The following is an 18,772-nucleotide window of genomic DNA, read 5'->3' as shown; positions in this document are numbered from 1 at the left end:
CGTTTCACACTTTTCGGGATGCGCTTTAATCAAGCGCTTTGATCAGTTTTTCCGCTGTCGCGCGATTGAGCGCCATTGGAATATCGTAGACGCTGCCAAGGCGTGTCAGCGCCTTCACATCGACATCGTGCGGAAGCGGGGACAGCGGATCGATGAAGAAGATGAGCACTTCCACCGTGCCTTCCGCAATCATCGCGCCGATCTGCTGGTCTCCGCCGAGCGGCCCACTTTTCACACGCTGAATGCTGAGTGAAGGGCAGGCATCCAGAATGAGGCTGCCGGTCGTCCCCGTCGCCACGATGTCAAAGCGGGCCAAAGCCTGCTCATGCGCTTTGGCGAAGGCGACCATGTCATCCTTCTTCTGGTCGTGGGCGATCAATGCGATGCGCAGGCGTTCCGTCATGAATGAGCAACCTTACGAGTTGATAACCTTGTCATTAGCATTCTAAATCGTTTTAAATCTATAGCGAAGTGCCAAAGACCTGAAAAGCGCTAAAAGCCTTTACTGCACGCCGTAGGTGACATCCGCAACCGAATTCGGCGCAGGGCCGTTGAGGACGGCGGCACAGGCCTTCGGCAGATCGGAAACCATCACCGGACGCGGCTTTTTTGGCGGTTCCTTCGACGGCTTTGCGGGCTTCCATGGCTCGTCGGTGAACCACCAGGCGAGCGACTTGTCACAACCGTCGCCAGCAGCCACTTTCGGCTGTCCCTTGCATTGAGGCGAACCGGGCTGGCAGGTCAGGCGCACGTGGAAATGGTAGAAGTGCCCCCAATAGGGGCGAACCTTGCCGAGCCAGCTTCGGTCGCCCGTCACTGTGTCGCAAAGCTGCTTCTTGATGCCCGGATGCACGAAGATGCGCTCGACTTCCGGATAGCTTGCGGCATGCTTGATGAGGGCCGTGCGGGCGGGGGTCCATTTTTTCGGGTCCACATAAAGCGAATCCGGTTTCAGCATCGAAACGGCGGAAACGCTTTCGCGTTCGGCATCGGAAAACCGCTTTTTCGGCATCGGTGTCAGCCAGATATCGGCATCGAGGCCGACCTGATGCGAGGCATGACCGGTGAGCATCGGGCCGCCGCGCGGCTGTGAGATGTCACCGACGAGCAGGCCGGGCCAGCCGTCCTGTGCTGCATCGCGGGACAGTTTCTCCAGAAGACCGATCATGCGCGGATGACCCCAGCGGCGGTTGCGCGAAAGGCGCATGACCTGCCAGTTCGGTCCGTCCGTCGGCAATGCCACCGCCCCGGCAAGGCATCCTTTGGCATAAAAGCCGATGGATTGTGGCTGCTGCGTCAGCACAGGAAGCCTTTCACCGCCGAAAGCCTGTTTGGCCGGCATGTCTTCCGCCATGGCCATTGGCGCGAAGTCGGGCGCGATCATTGCGGCCAGCGAGGCTGCGAGAATGATCTTCTTCAATCTGTTTGCGATCATGGGGCAGTTCCATGTTTTGCCTACAGCATCGGCCCGAAAATCGATTACGATTTTCGGAAAGTACGATGCGTAGATTCGATCGGTTAGAGCATCCTTTGTGCGTCCATATGGACGCACGGCGCTCTAGGGGCTGCGGCTGCGAATCAAGACAACCGGATTGCGGGCATTATGCGGTGTCCACGGCAGGGCTTCAATGGCGGTCGACAGTTTGTGCTGCCGACCGCCATTTCCCTCAGCTCTTTCGTAGCCTTGCAAGCATGGCCAGAACCAGCAACGGCATGAAGGTGCAGAAGGTGATCAATGGCCAGGCAGTATCGCCAGGCAGGAAAATGACCAGTGCGGTTCCTGCGAGACTGACGATCAGGCTCTGAACACAGAAATAGACTGCGACCGCCATGCCCGCATTGTCGTCAAAAGCTGCAAGCGCACCATTCGCCGTCATCGATGCGGTGAGAACGATCCCGACAGCGGCAAGCCACATCGGGACGATGAGGCTTGTGAATGATGGTTGCAGCAGTGTCTCGCCCGCCAGAAGCAGGAGTGCGCTGGCAAGGAGCACGACCATGCCAAGGGCCACGCTTGTACGGGCACCCCATTTCTGCGTCTGGCGCGGCAGGATGCGCGTGGCGGCGATCATGACGCCGGCAACGCTTGCGAAAGCAAGGCTGAATCCTGTTTCGCCGAAGCCGCTGCGTTCGATCAGAATGCGCGGTGCGGTAGAAAAGAATACGAAGAACGTGCCCATCGCCGTGGCAAAGCCGAGCGTGTAGGTCCAGAAGCGGAAATCCTTTATGATCCGCCCCAGACTGCCGGCGTTTGGCGCATCGCCGGTCGGTCGTGTCTCGTGCCAGTGGCGCAAGGCGCGCCATGTTGCGATGAGACCGAACAGGCCCAGCAATGCGAAGATTGTCCGCCATCCGAAACCCTTTGCAATCAGTGCACCGGCAATCGGGCCAAGCGCAGGAACGAAGGAAAGCATGGCGCTGAAAAGGCCGTAGATCGTCGCGCCTTCGGGACGTGTCGCATAGACGTCGCGCACCGTTGCGAAAGTGGCGACAAGTGCCGCCGAGGCGCCCGTTGCCTGTACGAAGCGAAGCGCCACGAATAGCGCGGCATTGTCGGTAATCGCCAGCGCGAAGGACGAAAGGGCGAAAACCAATCCGCCACCAAGCAAGATGGGCCTGCGTCCGAAGCGGTCCGACAACGGGCCGAACAGCAGTTGCCCGACACCCAGCATCACCATGTAGAGGCTGAGCGTCAGCTGCACCATGGCGGGTGTCGTTTGCAGGATGGCGGGCATGGACGGCACGACCGGCAGGTAGATGTCCATGGCCAGCGAGGCGAGAATGTCGAAAGGGGCCATCAGCGCGAGCGCAAATGGCAGGGAGTAACTCCAGCGTGGAGTTTGTTTGTTATCAAAAGGCATGACGAAGCATCCGCTCGAGAAAGAATTCGGGCGGCGATCTGCCTGCTTTACAACGCGTGTCTTATCCGAAAATCGTTACACACTTTTCGGGATGCGCTTTAAGGGAAATTGGTCCGGGGCAGATGCCGCAACAGGTCGGAAAGGCTGTTGCGGCTTATCTGGTTGCGAGTTCGGTGCTGCTCATTCTGTTTTGTCCCGGTTCGATTACGGATGCATTTTTAACAGCCGCATCTGAACAATGCAAATCAGTGCCAGCTATCGTCGCGCCACATGGCCGAAAAGGCGGTCTCGTAGTCGGGATAGGCAAATTCATAGCCGAGATCCCTGATGCGCTGGTTGGAGACACGCTTGTTCTCGCCATAGAAGGAGCGCGCCATCGGCGTCATGTCGGCTTCCGCGAAGGGGACTTCCGGCGGCGGCGTCACGCCCATCAGTTCGGCTGCATAGGTGACGACATCCTGTGGTGGGCTTGGTTCATTGTCGGTGATATTGAAGATGCCGCCCGTGTTGGTTCCTGCCAGAAAACGCAGGCTACCGGCGATGTCATCGACGTGGATGCGGTTGAAGACCTGATTGTCTTTGATGATGCGCCGTGCAGTACCGCGTTCCAGATTAATGAAGGCGTTGCGGCCCGGCCCGTAAATGCCGGAAAGACGCAAGATTGCGAGCGGCGTTCCGTGCCGTTCGCTCAATTGTCCCCATGCTTCTTCGGCTTCCACCCGCTCCAGACTGCGGCGGGACGCAGGCTTGCAGGGAGCAGTCTCGTCCACCCATTGGCCCTGATGGTCGCCATAGACGCCGACCGTCGACAGATAGCCGATCCAGCGAATGGTGTTGTCGGGGCGACGAAGCGCTTCTTCTACAACGGCGACCGCCGGGTCGCCGCTTTCGCCGGGCGAAATCGAAACGACAACATGGGTCGATTGGGCAAGCCGGTCCAGAAGGTCGGGCGAAGGTGTTTCACCGTCAAAGAGCATCGGCTTTATGCCCGCCTTTTCAAGGAGCGGGAATTTCTGCTCGTGCCGCGTTGTCCCGTCGATGCGTTCCGCCTCACCTGTCATCCTTTGAGCAAAGGCTTGGGCAGAATAACCGGCTCCGAACAGAAAAACGCGCATCAAACTTCCTCCATAGAGCGCCGTGCGCCCGTTGGGACGCACATAGGACACTCTAATCCATTGAATCTACGCATCGTGTTTTCCGAAAATCGCTTCCGATTTTCGGGTCGATGCGGTGGTCCACTCTGCTTGCACCGTAGCATCCTCTTCCGATGAGGCCAGACGTTTCTGCATTTCAGCCACACGGTCGGGATTGGCCAATTGCTTCAAGGCCCATATAGCTGCCCCGCGCACGACAGGCGCTTCGTCTTCCAGCAGTCGTTCGACATCTGGCAGAAGCGTTTTATCACCGGAATTACCGGTGGCGATCAGCACATTGCGGAGGAAGCGGTCGCGCCCGATCCGTTTCACCGGGGAACCCGAAAACAAAGTGCGGAACGCGGGATCATCCAGCGTCAACAGGTCGGCCAGACGCAGCGCTTTCAGATCGTCGCGGGCTTTCAGCTTCATTTCGCTGGTTGCCTGCGCAAACTTGTTCCAAGGGCAGACGGAAAGGCAGTCATCGCAGCCATAGATGCGGTTGCCCATCGCCTTGCGGAATTCGTGCGGGATCGGCCCCTTGTTCTCGATGGTGAGATAGGAAATGCAGCGCCTTGCGTCGATGCGATAGGGCGAGGGGAAGGCCTTGGTCGGACAAGCGTCGAGGCAGGCGCGGCAGGAGCCGCAATGGTCGCGGTCAGGCTTGTCGGGCGGAATTTCCGCCGTTGTGAAGATGGAGCCGAGGAACAGCCATGATCCAAGCTCACGGCTTACCAGATTGGTGTGCTTGCCCTGCCAGCCGAGCCCCGCGGCCTCAGCCAGCGGCTTTTCCATGACGGGCGCGGTGTCGACGAAGACTTTGACATCCTGTCCGGCGCGCGCGGCAAAACGGCTCGCCACATGCTTGAGCTTGCCCTTGATGATGTCATGATAGTCGCGGTTTTGCGCGTAGACCGATATGGCCGCGCGATCCTGTTGCTCCAGAATGGCGAGCGGGTTGGCATCCGGCCCGTAATTCATCGCCAGCATCATGATGGAACGGACTTCCGGCCACAGCACGCTTGGATCGCTGCGGCGCGCCTCGGTTTCCTCCATCCATTCCATGTCGGCGTGGTGGCCATCGGCAATATATTGGCGCAGCCGTTCGGGCGCTTGCGGAATTGCATCCGGCGTGGTGAAGGCGACGGCATCGAAACCAACCGCCTTCGCCTCTTCGATCAGGAAGCGCTTCAGCTTTTCGGTTTTCGAACTAGAAGTCGAGGTCGCCATAATGGGCCACCGGGGCAAGCCCGCGCACGCGGTCAGAAAGTAATGGGCGGAAGGCCGGGCGCGATTTCATGCGTGCATACCAGTCACGCGCTGCTTTGGTTTCGCCCCACTCGATTTCGCCGAGATAGTCTAGCACGGAAATGCATGCTGCCGCAGCCATGTCGGCATAGCTTGGATGCGCGCCACCCAGCCAGTCGCGGGTCGCGGCCAGCCAGTCGATATATTTCATGTGCTGGCGGATATTGGTGCGGGCGGCGCGGATAGCGGTCGAATCCGGCGCGCTACCGCCCATTTCGGCTGCCATCTGCAGCTTGAACACACGTTCGCGCGCGATGTGGCGTGTGACTTCATTTTCGAATTTCAGCAGAAACCAGTCAACGAGGCGGCGCACTTCGGCGCGCTCCATCGGGCTTTCCGGCAGAAGGCGGCGGCTGCGTTTCAAGGCGCCACGGGTTTCGTCCAGATATTCGGCAATCACCGTCGCGCCGACGACCGGAAGGTCATTTTCAGCCAGAAGAACGGGCAGGGTGCCCGCCGGGTTCAGCGCCAGAAATTCTTTGCGACGTGACCACGGTCGTTCCTCGATCAACTCCGCTTCAACGCCATACTCGCCGAGGATGAGCCGCACATAGCGCGAACCCGAAGACATGGGATGATGAAAAAGCGTAAGCATGATCGACGCGATACTCTCGACTGAAGCTTGAATTGAACGTCCGGAGATAGCACGGCGGCTGGCGTTTGCGCATGCAGCAGGCTATTCCTGCTACCGAGCGATTCGACGCCGCCTCAACGGAATATAAAGTCTATAAGGGCTATGTCTGCGTGAGACAAGCAATCGCTGGAAGTGCTCGTTTTTGCCTCGGCAACCGCAATCGCGGCCCGGTCTTGCTGCCATCATGGTGCCCAATATTCTAAGGTGCTGACTTCATGGATGTTTTTAATCTGCTGGAAGCCGCGTTTCTCGGTCTTATCGAAGGCTTGACCGAATTTATCCCGGTTTCCTCCACCGGGCATTTGCTGCTGATCGGCCATTTTCTTGGTTTTGAATCCACAGGAAAAACCTTCGAGGTTCTGATCCAGCTTGGTGCCATTCTGGCCATCTTGACTGTCTATTCGGCAAAACTTCTGAAAATCCTGACCGATTTTCCCCGCGATGCCCGCACGCGGCGCTTCGTCTTCGGCATTCTGGTTGCCTTCCTGCCCGCTGCTGTCATCGGCGCGCTGGCGCACGGCTTCATCAAAAGCGTGCTGTTTGAAACGCCGATGCTTGTCTGCATCATGCTCATCATCGGCGGTTTCATCCTGCTCTGGGTGGACCAGCTCAATCTGCGTCCGCGCTATCATGATGTGATGGATTATCCGCTGCCCATGTGCCTCGCCATCGGCTTCATCCAGTGCCTGGCCATGATACCAGGCGTGTCGCGCTCCGGCTCCACCATTGTCGGCTCGCTTCTGCTGGGGGCCGACAAGCGCTCGGCGGCGGAGTTTTCGTTCTTCCTCGCTATGCCGACCATGGCAGGCGCTTTTGCCTATGACCTCTACAAGAGCCGCAATATCCTGTCGCTCAACGACGGTGCGCTGATCGGGGTCGGCTTCGTAATGGCTTTCATCTCGGGCGTTTTCGTCGTGCGCTATCTGCTTGACTATGTGTCCCGCCACGGCTTCAAGCTGTTCGGCTGGTGGCGCCTGATCGTCGGATCGGTGGGGTTGGCTGCGCTTCTCGTCTGGGGATGAACGTCGTCAAATTCAGACAAAGCTCGGCGTATAAAAAATCGGGCAAAAGAAAAGGGGCCTTTCGGCCCCTTGTTCATTTTCCGATGAGCGGAATGTCTCACGCAAAACCGGTTTTGGTGTACTGGCCGGCAACGCGGTAGCGCCACAGATAGGATGGCAGTACGGCGTCAACGCCTTCCGGCGTGATGCCCATGCCTTCCAGCGTGCGGCCTTCCTTGATCGCCTTTTCGGAAACGACATTGTCGAATTTCAACAGCGTCACCTGATCGTTGGTGAGCATCGGGTTCGGCAGCAGGCCGAGGATCGATGCCTGCAAACGGGCAACCCACCAAGGCATGGAAATGATGAGGCGCTTGCGGGCGATAACGCCGAGCATGTCCTTCATCCAGTTCTTGAACGGCTGCACATCCGGGCCGCCGAGTTCATAGACGCCACCCGGCATCAGCTTGCCATCGACGGCGCGGGCGACGGCTTCCGCAACATCACCGACATAGACCGGCTGGAGCTTCGTTTCGCCGCCGCCGATAGCTGGCAGGAACGGCGAGAAGCGCGCCATGTTGGCGAAGCGGTTGAAGAAGCGGTCTTCAGGGCCGAAAATGATCGAGGGGCGCAGGATGACGCTTTCCGGCAGAACGGAAAGAACGGCGTTTTCGCCTTCGCCCTTGGTGCGTGCGTAATCCGATGGCGAATTGACGTCGGCTGCGAGCGAGGACAGATGCGTCATGCGAATGCCTGCGGCCTTGGCGGCTTCGGCGATGTTCTTCGCGCCCAGCACCTGAACGGTGTTGAAACGCTGGCGACCGCTTTCAGCAAGGATGCCGACGAGGTTCACGACATGGTCGGAACCCTTGACGACATGTTCGACCGAAGCGCGGTTGCGGACATTGGCCTGCACCATCTGAATCTGGCCGACATTGCCGAGCGGAGCCATGTAATAGGCAACTTCCGGCTTGCGCACGGCAACGCGCACGCGATAGCCGCGCTTGGTGAGACTTGCGACGACCGCGCGCCCGACAAAGCCGGAGCCGCCGAAAACGGTGACCAGTTTCGGCCTGTTGTGGACTTCGTTCGGTTCGGTCTTCATCCTAAACTCCTGCATGAAAGCCAGCTGCGCCGCTTGCAATGAGCGGCGACAATGCGTCTATATTGCCGGTGATTTATCGCCTTTTGGCCACAAGGCAAAGGGGACTTGTTGTCACGATCATGATAGCAGGACTTTTTCCCATGTTCGTTTTTTTGTTTCAACGTGAACTTATCCGAAAACCGCTTTGAGATTCCGCTTCTTGCTGTTAAATCGCGCGCATGAGCACACCACTTGACCATATTCGCAATTTTTCGATCGTCGCCCATATCGACCACGGCAAATCGACGCTGGCCGACCGCCTCATTCAGTTGACCGGCGGGCTGGACACGCGCGAGATGAAGGATCAGGTTCTCGACTCGATGGATATCGAGCGCGAGCGCGGCATCACCATCAAGGCGCAGACCGTCCGTCTCAGCTACAAGGCGAAGAACGGCGAAGATTATGTGCTGAACCTGATCGACACGCCCGGACACGTCGACTTCGCCTATGAAGTCTCGCGCTCGCTGGCCGCGTGCGAAGGTTCGCTTCTGGTGGTGGACGCCTCTCAGGGCGTGGAAGCGCAGACGCTGGCCAATGTCTATCAGGCCATCGACAACAATCATGAAATCGTGGTCGTGCTGAACAAGATCGACCTGCCCGCTGCCGAGCCTGAGCGCGTCAAGCAGCAGATCGAGGAAGTGATTGGCATCGATGCCGCGCAGGCCGTGCATATTTCGGCCAAGACCGGCATCGGCATCGAGGATGTGCTGGAAGCCATCGTCACCCAGTTGCCCGCGCCGAAGGAAGGCGACCGCAATGCGCCGCTCAAGGCCATGCTGGTCGATAGCTGGTATGACAGCTATCTCGGCGTTATCGTTCTGGTGCGCATCATTGATGGCGTTCTGAAAAAGGGCCAGACCATCCGCATGATGGGCACGGGCGCGAAATATCCGGTGGAACGCACCGGCGTGTTCACGCCGAAGATGGTTCAGGTGGACGAACTCGGTCCCGGCGAGCTTGGCTTCATCACCGCTTCGATCAAGGAAGTGGCCGACACCCGCGTCGGCGATACGATCACCGAAGATCGCCGCCCGACGAACAAGATGCTGTCTGGCTTCAAGCCCGCGCAGCCGGTCGTGTTCTGCGGCCTGTTCCCGGTCGATGCGGCGGATTTCGAGGACCTGCGCGCTGCCATGGGCAAGCTGCGCCTCAACGATGCGTCGTTCTCGTTCGAAATGGAAACCTCCGCTGCGCTCGGCTTCGGCTTCCGCTGTGGTTTCCTTGGTCTTCTGCATCTGGAAATCATTCAGGAACGTCTTGAGCGCGAGTTCAATCTCGACCTCATCACGACCGCGCCTTCGGTTGTCTATCGCCTGAACATGCAGGACGGTTCGCAGAAAGAGCTGCACAACCCGGCCGATATGCCGGATGTGGTGAAGATCAATGCGATTGAAGAACCTTGGATTCGTGCGACTATCATGACGCCGGATGATTATCTCGGCGCGATCATGAAGCTCTGCCAGGAGCGCCGTGGTCTGCAGATTGATCTGACCTATGTTGGTCCCCGCGCCATGATCACCTATGATCTGCCGCTCAACGAGGTGGTGTTCGATTTCTACGATCGCCTGAAGTCGATCTCGAAGGGCTATGCTTCGTTCGACTACAATCTTTCGGATTACCGTGAGGGCGATCTGGTCAAGATGTCGATCCTTGTGAACGAGGAGCCGGTCGACGCGCTTTCGATGCTGGTTCACCGCTCGGCGGCGGAAAAGCGTGGCCGCGCGCTGTGCGAAAAGCTGAAGGAGCTGATCCCGCAGCACATGTTCAAGATTCCGATCCAGGCAGCGATTGGCGGTCGTATCGTAGCACGCGAGACCATCTCGGCGCTGCGCAAGGACGTGACGGCCAAGTGCTATGGTGGTGACGTGACGCGTAAGCGCAAACTTCTGGAAAAGCAGAAGGAAGGCAAGAAGCGCATGCGCCAGTTCGGCAAGGTCGAAATCCCGCAGGAGGCCTTCATTCAGGCGCTCAAGATGGGCGATGATTGATCATTTGGTGATCTGTTGAATACTGTCTTGGATTGGGCGCTTCGGCGCCCCTTCTTTTTGAACTTTGACGATGCCAATTTCGTCCTCATCCTGAGGAGCCTCCTGAGCTTGCGAAGGAGGCGTCTCGAAGGACGAGGGCGACAGCGCTCCCCTCAGCCCTTCGAGACGGCTCCCATGAGCTACGCTCAGAGTGCCTCCTCAGGATGAGGGGGAAGGCGGGACGAGGTAGACGTCCCGATCTCATCCCCGCTTCGACAATACAGGCAGGCCCTCATAATTTAGCGCAATCAACGCTTCTTTCTTTGCACGTGACCATCCTTTGATCTGCCGTTCGCGCGCGATGGCATCGATAATCCGATCATATGTTTCTGTGAAAACAAGTTCGATCGGTCGACGCTTCTTCGTATAGCTATCGTAAATACCTTCATTGTGTTCCCACAATCGGGCTTCGATGCTCTGCTTGGTGAGACCGGTGTAATATGAACATTCTGCGCAACGCAGAATGTAGACTGTTACTTCCATGACTTGCCCCCGCGCGTCTTTGGAAGCTAGATGTTGATGCAAGTTTGCCTGTCTAACAAGCCGGCAATAGACTTTAAGATTGCCCTAGTTCCGAAGGTTGAAATCAATGTCCGAACATCCCCGTATCTCCATCACCTACTGCACCCAATGCAACTGGCTGCTGCGTGCTGCGTGGATGGCGCAGGAACTGTTACAGACTTTCGGGCAGGATTTAGGCGAAGTGGCGTTGCGTCCGGGGACTGGTGGAGTGTTTGAAATCCGTGTTTATATGCCGGATGGAAGCGAAGAACTCATCTGGGAACGCAAGCGTGACGGCGGATTTCCGGAAGCCAAGGTGTTAAAGCAGCGCGTGCGCGATCTGGTCTGGCCGGAACGCGATCTCGGTCATTCCGACCGGCCAGCTAATATTTGACGAGCCGTTGTGCTGCCCGCCCTTTCGACAGGCTGAGAATGAGGGTCGAGTTGTGCGTTTCCCTCGTCCTTCGAGACGGCGCTTCGCGCCTTCTCAGGATGAGGGAAATAGCAGAGTCGCTATTCTGAGCCGAAGAAATTAATCCTCATCCACCACGCGCAGGCGCATTTGAGTGGGAGTGTTTTCCGCCTGTCTCGTTTGCGGGCGGGATGCTTCCTCTGCGGGTGCAGGGCCAAATTCCAGCGCTTCGATCTTCGCGCCGCGCCGGGTGACCTTGTTGGAAGATACAAGAATATCGTCAATATCCTTGTTGGCCTGCACGAAATGGGTCTGCAGCTTGCGCACGCGCTCGTCGAGGCGGCCCACATCTTCCATCAAGCGGATCACTTCGCCCTGAATCACATGCGCCTGCTCACGCATGCGGGCATCCTTCAGGATTGCCTGAATGACCTGAATCGACAGCATCAGCAGCGACGGCGAGACAATGACGACTCGCGCCCGATGCGCACGCTGGATCAGGGCCTCGAAGTGCTCGTGAATATCGGCGAAGATGGACTCCGACGGCACGAACAGAAAAGCCGTATCCTGTGTTTCGCCGGGGATCAGATATTTGTCCGAGACATCCTTGATATGCACTTCCATGTCGCGGCGGAACTGGGCGACTGCTGCCTTGCGCGCCTCCGGCTGTTCCGTTTCGCGCATCGAATTCCAGGCTTCGAGCGGGAATTTTGCGTCGATCACGAGCGAGGGTGCATTGTTCGGCATCCGTACAAGGCAGTCGGGACGGGTGCTGTTGGAAAGCGTTGCCTGAAACTCGTAGGCCCCCTGCGGCAGGCCGTCGGCGATGATCGCTTCCATGCGCGACTGGCCGAAAGCGCCGCGCGTCTGCTTGTTGGCGAGGATCGCCTGCAATTGCACCACCTGTCCGGCGAGCGACTGGATATTGTTCTGCGCCGTGTCGATGACGGCAAGACGTTCCTGCAATTTGGCGAGATTTTCATGCGTCGAGCGGGTCTGTTCGGTCATGGTCTGGCCGATGCGATGCGTCATGCCGTCGAGCCGTTCGCGGATCGACTGGTTGAGTTCCGCCTGCCGTGAGCCGAATACCTCGGCCATGGTCTGCATCCGGCCCTGCATCTCGGCCTGTGCCTTCAGGATTTCCGCCATGCGATATTCTGCATCCCGGGCACGGTCCTCGGCCTGTGCTTCCGCAACCGCGCGAAGTCGGGCAGAGCGCCTCGCCGCGATCAGAAAAATCGCAAGACACAGCACCAGCACGACGATACCCGCCAGCAGGATATTCCCCAGCGTGAAGGATGTGGCACCGAGCTGCAGAATCGGCTCATTCAGGAGATTCTGATTTTCCATGAAGAGAGCTTAGCTGATTCGTATCGTCTTGATGAGATCAAAACGAGAACATTTTGCAAAGTGTAATTGACGATTCTCGCGTGAGCCATTACGTGAAAGCCCATGTCTGTAAAACCGCTTGTCATCCTTCCCGATCCCGTCCTGCGCCAGGTTTCCAAGCCTGTGGAGCGCTTTGACGACCAGCTGCGCAAATTTGCCGGCGACATGTTCGACACCATGTATGATGCGCCGGGCATTGGCCTCGCCGCCATTCAGGTAGGCGAACCGATCCGCATGCTCGTCATCGACCTTGCCAAGGAAGATGAACCGAAAGCGCCGCATGTCTTCATCAATCCCGAGATTGTCGGCGTGACGGATGAAGTCAGCACCTATGAGGAAGGCTGCCTTTCGATACCGGATTATTATGCCGAAGTGGAACGGCCAGCCGCCATCAAGGTCAATTACTTCGATGCAGATGGCAAACAGCATTTGATCGAAGCCGACGGGCTGATGGCTACCTGCCTGCAGCATGAGATCGATCATCTGAACGGCGTGCTCTTCATCGATCATATTTCCAAGCTGAAGCGCGATATGGTCATCAAGAAGTTCAAGAAGCTCGCCAGCCAGCGCGCGCCCGGGAAAGTGCTTTAATGCGTGTCGTTTTCATGGGGACACCGGAATTTTCCGTGCCGATCCTCACCGCCATCATCGGTCACGGTTATGAGGTTGTTGCGGCCTATACGCAGCCGCCGCGTCCGGCTGGCCGTCGCGGGCTGGAGCTGACCAAGTCACCGGTGCATGAAAAGGCCGAACAGTTCGGTATTCCGGTGTTCACGCCGAAGAGCCTCAAGGGCGTGGAAGAGCAGGACGTTTTCGCAAGCCTCGAAGCCGATGTCGCGATTGTCGTGGCCTATGGTCTGCTGCTGCCGCAAGCCATTCTGGATGCACCGCGCCTCGGTTGCTATAACGGCCATGCCTCGCTGCTGCCGCGCTGGCGCGGGGCTGCTCCGATCCAGCGTGCCATCATGGCAGGCGATAGCGAAACCGGCATGATGATCATGAAGATGGATGCCGGGCTCGATACCGGTCCCGTTGCCATGGCCGAAAAGGTTGCGATCACGCCGGACATGACGGCAGGCGAACTGCATGACCGTCTGAGCATGATCGGCGCCGACCTGATGATCCGTGCGCTGGGCGCGCTTGAGCGTGAAAGCCTTGCCTTGCAGCCGCAGGCGGAAGAAGGCGTCACCTATGCCGCCAAGATCGACAAGGCCGAGGCGCGCATCGACTGGTCGAAGCCGGCACAGGACGTGCACAATACCATTCGCGGTCTGTCGCCCTTTCCGGGTGCATGGTGCGAGATGGAAATCAATGGCGCTGTCGAACGTGTGAAGCTTCAGCGCTCGGCGCTGGGTGAGGGGTCCGGGGAACCGGGCACGGTGCTGGACGATCGCCTGACGGTTGCCTGCGGGGAAAGGGCCGTGCGGCTCGTTACGCTGCAGCGTTCCGGCGGCAAGCCATTGCCCGCGCAAGAATTTCTGCGTGGCGCACAGGTTTCGAAGGTTCTGTAAGCGGTGCCGCGCTACAAGCTCACTGTCGAATATGACGGCACGCCCTATGTTGGCTGGCAGCGGCAGGAAAACGGCCATGCGGTGCAGAATGCCATCGAACTGGCATTCAAGAAGTTCTGCGGGGAAGATTTGACGCTGAGTGCGGCTGGCCGCACCGATGCAGGCGTGCATGCAACCGCACAGGTCGTGCATGTCGATCTCACCAAGGATTGGGGTGCAGGCAAGGTGCGCGATGCGGTCAATGCGCACCTCGTCATGGCGGATGAGCGCGTCAGCATCTTGAATGTCGAGAAGACGACGGACACATTCGATGCGCGTTTTTCAGCGCGTGCCCGGCATTATCTCTATCGTATCCATAATCGCCGTGCGCCTCTGGCGATTGATTATCAGCGCGCATGGTGGGTGCAGAAGCGACTTGATGCTGAAGCGATGCACGAAGCAGCAAAGCGGCTCCTGGGCGAGCACGACTTCACGACGTTTCGCGCCACGCAATGCCAGGCCAAGAGCCCGGTCAAGACGCTCGACCGGCTCGATGTCATCCGCAACGGCGATTACGTGGAAATGCGCGTTTCGGCGCGGTCTTTCCTGCACAATCAGGTCAGGTCCTTCGCAGGCAGCCTGATGGAAGTGGGTGTTGGCCGCTGGACGGCGGATGATCTGCAAGCGGCTTTGGAAGTCAAAGATCGCAAGGCCTGCGGGCAGGTTGCCCCGCCCTATGGGCTTTATCTGATTGGTGTGGACTACGCCTTTCCGTACTGAGACCCGAAGCGCGCTCTAGGGAATCAAGAGTAAACTTCCGGATGATTTTCCCGTCTCCAGCGCACGATGGGCCTGTTCTGCCTCGCTCAGCGGATAGGTTGCCCCAATCGTTCCAGTCAGTCCCTTTTCCATGATGTCGAAAAGCTTGGAAGCGGAGTTTCGGTAGTTATCCAGATCGTTGATGTAAGCGATCACGCTTGGCCGGACGAAAGAAAGATCTGCTTGATTGCCGAGTGCATCAATGACGGTCTGGGAGATTTTTCCACCGGCCTGACCGATGCTCGCCAGAGTTCCAAACGGGCGCACGCATTGTGCCGTTTTGGCCAGAGTTTCACCGCCGATCCCGTCATAGGCGACGTGAACGCCCTGTCCATCCGTGAGGCGCCGGGTGGCTGTCACGAAATCGCAATCGCGTCCGACGAGCACATGATCGGCACCGTTTTTGCGCGCCATTTCGGCTTTGTCTTCCGAGCTGACCGTTCCGATCACAGTTGCTCCAAGAGCCTTGCCCCAGCGGGTCAGCAAAGTGCCCAGTCCGCCTGCGGCTGCATGCACCAGCATGATTGTATCCGGGCCAACGGGAAATGTATTGGTGAGGAGCATGTGGGTGGTAAGACCGCGCAGCATGGTCGCTGCCGCCGACTGCGAGGAAATTGTGCTGGGCAGTAGCAGCGCCCTTTGGGCCGGTAGAAGCCGGGTTGAAGCATATGCCCCCACTGGCAGGCCCGCATAAGCAACCCTGTCGCCTGGCTTGAGGTCGGTTACATCCGATCCGACAGCTTCCACCACGCCTGCACCTTCGACGCCGAGCACTGCCGGAAAGGACGGCAGCGGATAGAGGCCGGTCCGATGGTATATGTCGACAAAGTTCACGCCGATTGCCTCGTGGCGAAGACGTATCTCGCCCGCACCGGGGCTTCGGGGTGTCTGCGGGTCTGTCTGAAGCAGCCCTGCTTCACCTGTTTCGTTCAGAATGATCTCGTAGTCCATCAGTCAGCCTCCGTTGCAATCCGTGGCAGTATCGCGGATAGAGAAACGGGAAAAAATTGCCGATTTGATCGCAGCGTATGGGAAAAATTTCACAATGGTGAATTGGGAAAGCGTGCGTTACTTTGTGGCTTTGGCCGATACGGGGACTCTGTCCGGTGCCGCGCGATTGCTCAATGTAGAACATGCGACGATTGCGCGACGTGTGGCAGCTCTGGAATCCGAAACCGGTTTGAAACTGGTTGATCGTCGGGGGCGACGTTTTCTGCTGACGGAAGACGGCGAGCGGATTGCGGCGATTGCCCGCAAGATGCAGGACGAGGCACAAGCCATCAGCCGTTTCGGCGCAGTTCGGGATACGGGCATAAGCGCGACCATCACGCTCACCGCGCCGCCGTCCTATGCGGTTGCAAGACTGGCGAAGCCGCTCGCTGCCGTGTCAGAACAATATCCGGGTATCCATATGCGTGTGATGGGAGAAGCACGCTTCAGTTCACTGAACCGTCGGGAGGCGGATATAGCTATTCGCCTGACGCGCCCGACAACCGGCGATCTCACCATTCGCAGGCTGGGCGAGGAAGCTTTCCGCCCTTATGCGAGCCGGGATTATCTGGCGCGAACTCCTCCTGAAGAATGGCAGTTCATCGCTTATGATGAAAGTCTGGAAGACGCTCCGCAGCAGGCCCATTTGCTTGCTTTGGCTGGTGCCCGGCCAATCGCCCTGCGCGCCAATACGCTGGAGATGCAGCTCGCTCTTGTAAGAGAGAACGCAGGCATAGCCATGTTGCCTGATTTCATGGCTGAGACGCAGGAGCAGCTGGTGCCAGCGCTGCCGGATCATGCCCCGCTCATACGCGAGGTGTGGATGGTCGTTCATTCCGATATGAAGACGGTTCCGGCTCTCCGTGCCGTCATGGCCGAGATCGCCAGCGCCCTCAATCATCCCATGCCGATATAATGGCTTTCGCTTTAATAGGCGTGCGGATCAAAGCCGATCCCGAGCAGTTGCTGCAGCAGGACGGTCAGGAACAGTGAGCCAAAGACGATGCAGGCGAAGAATGGTGCCGCATAGGCATGTGGGCGCTGCAACGCGACAAAAGTCAGCCGGTAGCTCAGCACAATGGATGCGCCGAACATGATGAAGGCAAACAGTGTCGCGATGTCGAATCGTCCGGGAAAGAAGAGCTGTAGCAGTGTAATGGGTGCGAAGACCCACGAAAGCAGTGCGCTGCCCCAGTTGGTGGCAATCACGAAAGCCGCATAACGCTTGGCAATGCCGATCCGCTTGGCGATAAGGCCGATGATGACGAGCGGAATAATCCAGGCCGCTATGTCCACGAAGGCTGCGCGCGTGACGATGGCAAAGCGCAAGCCTGCCTCCTCGCGACCTGCCGTCAGATCCGCGGCATAAGCGACCCAGCTTGCGAAGAGCGGCGGCAGTGCAATCGCTATCGCAAAGAAGGACGACCAGAAGCCCTCGGCGGAAATGTCGAGATAGCCCAGTCCTTCCTTGCGCCCGAGCATCATTTTCCAGACGCCCCAGAAATATCTGAAAATATCGTCCAGGCTTGGCATGAGATTCCCAATTTTTCGCGTAATCCCGGCGGAACAGTCATGCGACTTTCCGGGGCTATGCGTTACCCAAAGAAATCGGCGATGAAGCGTTCATAAATCTGTGTCAGGCCTTCGAGGTCGGCAAGGGCCACGCGCTCGTCAACCATATGCATGGTCTGTCCGACAAGGCCGAACTCGACCACCGGACAGTAATCCTTGATGAAACGGGCATCGGACGTGCCGCCCGATGTCGACAGTTCCGGGCGTTTGCCCGTTACGGCCTCGACGGAATCCGTCAACGTGCCGATCAGCTTTTCGTCACGGGTCAGGAACACATGGCTCGGATGCTCGCGCCAGGCGAGTTCGTATTTGATCGGTGTTTCGCGACCTGGTCGCAGGCGATTGTCGCTGGCGGCTTTTTCGAGGCGCGCGATGATTTCGGCCTGCAAGGTCTCTGCCGTCCAGGTGTCGTTGAAGCGGATGTTGAACGAGGCCGTTGCCTTGTTCGCAATGACATTGGTGGCCTTGTTGCCGACGTCGATGCTCGTCACTTCCAGATTGCTGGCCTGGAAATTGGCCGTCCCTTGGTCGAAAGCCGGATAAAGCAGGCTGTCGACCAGCGTGGTAATGCCGCGTACCGGGTTTTCGGCCAGATGCGGATAGGCGGCATGGCCCTGCACGCCATGGACGGTGATCGTGCCGGACAGCGAGCCGCGCCGTCCGATCTTGATCGCATCGCCGAGTGCATTCGGGTTGCTCGGCTCTCCGACGATGGATGCATCCCAGCTTTCGCCGCGCTGCTTCGCCCAGTCGAGAAGCTTGACCGTGCCATTGATGGCCGGGCCTTCCTCGTCGCCGGTGATGAGGAACGAAACGCTGCCCTTGATGCTGCCGTGCTTTTCGATGTGACGGGCAACTGCGGCCACGAAACAGGCGACACCGCCCTTCATGTCAACCGCACCGCGACCGTACATCACGCCGTCTTCAATAGCGGCAGAAAAGGGCGGGTGTTTCCAGTCGCCCTCATTGCCGGGAGGCACGACATCGGTATGTCCCGCAAACATCAGATGCGGGCCATTGCCCGATTTGCGTGCATAAAGGTTTTCGATGTCGGGCGTGTCTTCATCGTGGAAGACAGGTCGTTCCACCGAAAACCCCATCGGCTTCAACATTGCTTCCAGCGCCGTCAGCGCACCGCCCTCGGCAGGCGTTACGGATGCACAACGGATGAGGGCGGCAAGGTTATCGGCGGGATTGACGGCTAAGCTCATGAGATCGGGACTTTTTTGAAAAGGGAATCGTCTGACGGCGAGATTATCGCGCATCCCGAAAAGTGCGAAGCGGTTTTCGGAATAAGATGCGCGTTGAAACAAACTGCATCCCGAAAAGTGCGAAGCGGTTTTCGGAACAGGATGCGCGTTGAAAAAACAGGCCGGAAGCCGGCGGATGAAACAGCAATCCGATGGTTGCGCGCAGGCGGCATCGTTTCGCCTTTCACTTGTTTTTCTCAACCGGTTTCAATTTGGGAACGAAATTTCCTTGACCGGAGGG

Annotated in this window: 19 protein-coding genes; 7 read left to right on the top strand and 12 right to left on the bottom strand. The window is 58.3% G+C overall.

Annotated elements, in window-relative coordinates; genetic code table 11:
• Positions 1 to 25: 25 nt before the first annotated feature.
• The 6 genes from FG152_RS13240 to FG152_RS13215 form a co-directional block, all read right to left on the bottom strand.
• On the bottom strand, positions 26 to 403 hold the full coding sequence (locus FG152_RS13240; RefSeq protein ID WP_010659399.1) for a methylglyoxal synthase: 378 nt from the start codon (positions 401 to 403) through the stop codon (positions 26 to 28).
• A gap of 99 nt (positions 404 to 502) precedes the next feature.
• The gene (gene mepA / locus FG152_RS13235; protein WP_071632555.1) at positions 503 to 1,435 is read right to left on the bottom strand and encodes a penicillin-insensitive murein endopeptidase; all 933 of its coding nucleotides are present in this window, start codon (positions 1,433 to 1,435) and stop codon (positions 503 to 505) included.
• 232 nt (positions 1,436 to 1,667) lie between these two features.
• Complete coding sequence (gene cml / locus FG152_RS13230) at positions 1,668 to 2,861, bottom strand: CmlA/FloR family chloramphenicol efflux MFS transporter (protein WP_010659401.1); 1,194 nt, start codon at positions 2,859 to 2,861, stop codon at positions 1,668 to 1,670.
• Positions 2,862 to 3,106: 245 nt separating this feature from the next.
• Positions 3,107 to 3,976, bottom strand: a complete 870-nt coding sequence (locus tag FG152_RS13225; protein WP_010659402.1) for an SDR family oxidoreductase — start codon at positions 3,974 to 3,976, stop codon at positions 3,107 to 3,109.
• Between the two features lie 66 nt (positions 3,977 to 4,042).
• A complete protein-coding gene (gene queG / locus FG152_RS13220; protein ID WP_010659403.1) occupies positions 4,043 to 5,224 on the bottom strand; it encodes a tRNA epoxyqueuosine(34) reductase QueG in 1,182 nt (393 codons plus the stop codon).
• On the bottom strand, positions 5,205 to 5,897 hold the full coding sequence (locus FG152_RS13215; RefSeq protein ID WP_010659404.1) for a glutathione S-transferase family protein: 693 nt from the start codon (positions 5,895 to 5,897) through the stop codon (positions 5,205 to 5,207). The genes queG and FG152_RS13215 overlap by 20 nt, the downstream gene beginning before the upstream one ends.
• Positions 5,898 to 6,151: 254 nt before the next feature.
• On the opposite strand from FG152_RS13215, the gene FG152_RS13210 reads away from it, so the two are divergent.
• Complete coding sequence (locus FG152_RS13210) at positions 6,152 to 6,958, top strand: undecaprenyl-diphosphate phosphatase (protein ID WP_010659405.1); 807 nt, start codon at positions 6,152 to 6,154, stop codon at positions 6,956 to 6,958.
• A 97-nt stretch (positions 6,959 to 7,055) separates the two neighbouring features.
• Here FG152_RS13210 and FG152_RS13205 read toward each other — a convergent pair whose 3' ends face one another.
• Positions 7,056 to 8,042 carry a complex I NDUFA9 subunit family protein gene (locus FG152_RS13205; protein WP_029929346.1) on the bottom strand — a complete coding sequence of 329 codons (987 nt, stop codon included), beginning with the start codon at positions 8,040 to 8,042 and terminating at the stop codon, positions 7,056 to 7,058.
• A gap of 218 nt (positions 8,043 to 8,260) precedes the next feature.
• Here FG152_RS13205 and lepA point away from each other — a divergent pair, with 218 nt between their 5' ends.
• Positions 8,261 to 10,069 (top strand): translation elongation factor 4, encoded by a 1,809-nt coding sequence (lepA, locus tag FG152_RS13200; RefSeq protein ID WP_010659407.1) that lies wholly within the window; start codon positions 8,261 to 8,263, stop codon positions 10,067 to 10,069.
• 240 nt (positions 10,070 to 10,309) lie between these two features.
• Here the strand turns inward: lepA and FG152_RS13195 are convergent, their stop codons facing one another.
• Positions 10,310 to 10,591 (bottom strand): GIY-YIG nuclease family protein, encoded by a 282-nt coding sequence (locus FG152_RS13195; RefSeq protein WP_010659408.1) that lies wholly within the window; start codon positions 10,589 to 10,591, stop codon positions 10,310 to 10,312.
• 106 nt (positions 10,592 to 10,697) lie between these two features.
• Between FG152_RS13195 and FG152_RS13190 the strand changes: the two genes are divergently transcribed.
• Complete coding sequence (locus tag FG152_RS13190; RefSeq protein WP_010659409.1) at positions 10,698 to 11,003, top strand: Rdx family protein; 306 nt, start codon at positions 10,698 to 10,700, stop codon at positions 11,001 to 11,003.
• Positions 11,004 to 11,141: 138 nt separating this feature from the next.
• Here the strand turns inward: FG152_RS13190 and FG152_RS13185 are convergent, their stop codons facing one another.
• Positions 11,142 to 12,371, bottom strand: coding sequence for a DNA recombination protein RmuC (locus FG152_RS13185; RefSeq protein WP_498986760.1), 1,230 nt, complete (start codon positions 12,369 to 12,371; stop codon positions 11,142 to 11,144).
• Between the two features lie 102 nt (positions 12,372 to 12,473).
• On the opposite strand from FG152_RS13185, the gene def reads away from it, so the two are divergent.
• The 3 genes from def to truA are packed head-to-tail and all read left to right on the top strand — an operon-like array spanning position 12,474 to position 14,680.
• Positions 12,474 to 13,001, top strand: coding sequence for a peptide deformylase (def, locus tag FG152_RS13180; RefSeq protein ID WP_010659411.1), 528 nt, complete (start codon positions 12,474 to 12,476; stop codon positions 12,999 to 13,001).
• Entirely contained in the window at positions 13,001 to 13,921 is a 921-nt protein-coding gene (fmt, locus tag FG152_RS13175; RefSeq protein ID WP_010659412.1) for a methionyl-tRNA formyltransferase, read from the top strand. Before def ends, fmt begins: the two co-directional genes overlap by 1 nt.
• A 3-nt stretch (positions 13,922 to 13,924) precedes the next feature.
• Positions 13,925 to 14,680 (top strand): tRNA pseudouridine(38-40) synthase TruA, encoded by a 756-nt coding sequence (truA, locus tag FG152_RS13170; protein ID WP_010659413.1) that lies wholly within the window; start codon positions 13,925 to 13,927, stop codon positions 14,678 to 14,680.
• Positions 14,681 to 14,695: 15 nt separating this feature from the next.
• On the opposite strand, the gene FG152_RS13165 is transcribed toward truA, so the two are convergent.
• On the bottom strand, positions 14,696 to 15,670 hold the full coding sequence (locus tag FG152_RS13165) for a quinone oxidoreductase family protein (protein ID WP_010659414.1): 975 nt from the start codon (positions 15,668 to 15,670) through the stop codon (positions 14,696 to 14,698).
• A 94-nt stretch (positions 15,671 to 15,764) separates the two neighbouring features.
• Here FG152_RS13165 and FG152_RS13160 point away from each other — a divergent pair, with 94 nt between their 5' ends.
• Positions 15,765 to 16,625: a LysR family transcriptional regulator gene (locus FG152_RS13160; RefSeq protein WP_010659415.1), complete on the top strand. Its 861-nt coding sequence runs from the start codon at positions 15,765 to 15,767 to the stop codon at positions 16,623 to 16,625.
• Positions 16,626 to 16,636: 11 nt separating this feature from the next.
• Here the strand turns inward: FG152_RS13160 and FG152_RS13155 are convergent, their stop codons facing one another.
• Both FG152_RS13155 and dapE read right to left on the bottom strand, forming a co-directional pair.
• Positions 16,637 to 17,242, bottom strand: a complete 606-nt coding sequence (locus FG152_RS13155; protein WP_010659416.1) for a hypothetical protein — start codon at positions 17,240 to 17,242, stop codon at positions 16,637 to 16,639.
• Positions 17,243 to 17,304: 62 nt separating this feature from the next.
• Positions 17,305 to 18,492 (bottom strand): succinyl-diaminopimelate desuccinylase, encoded by a 1,188-nt coding sequence (gene dapE, locus FG152_RS13150; RefSeq protein ID WP_010659417.1) that lies wholly within the window; start codon positions 18,490 to 18,492, stop codon positions 17,305 to 17,307.
• Positions 18,493 to 18,772 lie beyond the last annotated feature (280 nt).

This window comes from Ochrobactrum sp. XJ1 (genome assembly GCF_024701725.1).
Taxonomy (GTDB): domain Bacteria; phylum Pseudomonadota; class Alphaproteobacteria; order Rhizobiales; family Rhizobiaceae; genus Brucella; species Brucella anthropi.
This window is presented reverse-complemented; position numbering and strand designations above follow the sequence as displayed.

Excerpts from the sequence above, each read along its gene's own strand:
- FG152_RS13240 (WP_010659399.1), bottom strand. The coding sequence starts at position 403 with ATGACGGAACGCCTGCGCATCGCATTGATCGCCCACGACCAGAAGAAG.
- mepA (WP_071632555.1), bottom strand. The coding sequence starts at position 1,435 with ATGATCGCAAACAGATTGAAGAAGATCATTCTCGCAGCCTCGCTGGCC.
- cml (WP_010659401.1), bottom strand. The coding sequence starts at position 2,861 with ATGCCTTTTGATAACAAACAAACTCCACGCTGGAGTTACTCCCTGCCA.
- FG152_RS13225 (WP_010659402.1), bottom strand. The coding sequence starts at position 3,976 with ATGCGCGTTTTTCTGTTCGGAGCCGGTTATTCTGCCCAAGCCTTTGCT.
- queG (WP_010659403.1), bottom strand. The coding sequence starts at position 5,224 with ATGGCGACCTCGACTTCTAGTTCGAAAACCGAAAAGCTGAAGCGCTTC.
- FG152_RS13215 (WP_010659404.1), bottom strand. The coding sequence starts at position 5,897 with ATGCTTACGCTTTTTCATCATCCCATGTCTTCGGGTTCGCGCTATGTG.
- FG152_RS13210 (WP_010659405.1), top strand. The coding sequence starts at position 6,152 with ATGGATGTTTTTAATCTGCTGGAAGCCGCGTTTCTCGGTCTTATCGAA.
- FG152_RS13205 (WP_029929346.1), bottom strand. The coding sequence starts at position 8,042 with ATGAAGACCGAACCGAACGAAGTCCACAACAGGCCGAAACTGGTCACC.
- lepA (WP_010659407.1), top strand. The coding sequence starts at position 8,261 with ATGAGCACACCACTTGACCATATTCGCAATTTTTCGATCGTCGCCCAT.
- FG152_RS13195 (WP_010659408.1), bottom strand. The coding sequence starts at position 10,591 with ATGGAAGTAACAGTCTACATTCTGCGTTGCGCAGAATGTTCATATTAC.
- FG152_RS13190 (WP_010659409.1), top strand. The coding sequence starts at position 10,698 with ATGTCCGAACATCCCCGTATCTCCATCACCTACTGCACCCAATGCAAC.
- FG152_RS13185 (WP_498986760.1), bottom strand. The coding sequence starts at position 12,371 with ATGGAAAATCAGAATCTCCTGAATGAGCCGATTCTGCAGCTCGGTGCC.
- def (WP_010659411.1), top strand. The coding sequence starts at position 12,474 with ATGTCTGTAAAACCGCTTGTCATCCTTCCCGATCCCGTCCTGCGCCAG.
- fmt (WP_010659412.1), top strand. The coding sequence starts at position 13,001 with ATGCGTGTCGTTTTCATGGGGACACCGGAATTTTCCGTGCCGATCCTC.
- FG152_RS13165 (WP_010659414.1), bottom strand. The coding sequence starts at position 15,670 with ATGGACTACGAGATCATTCTGAACGAAACAGGTGAAGCAGGGCTGCTT.
- FG152_RS13160 (WP_010659415.1), top strand. The coding sequence starts at position 15,765 with ATGGTGAATTGGGAAAGCGTGCGTTACTTTGTGGCTTTGGCCGATACG.
- FG152_RS13155 (WP_010659416.1), bottom strand. The coding sequence starts at position 17,242 with ATGCCAAGCCTGGACGATATTTTCAGATATTTCTGGGGCGTCTGGAAA.
- dapE (WP_010659417.1), bottom strand. The coding sequence starts at position 18,492 with ATGAGCTTAGCCGTCAATCCCGCCGATAACCTTGCCGCCCTCATCCGT.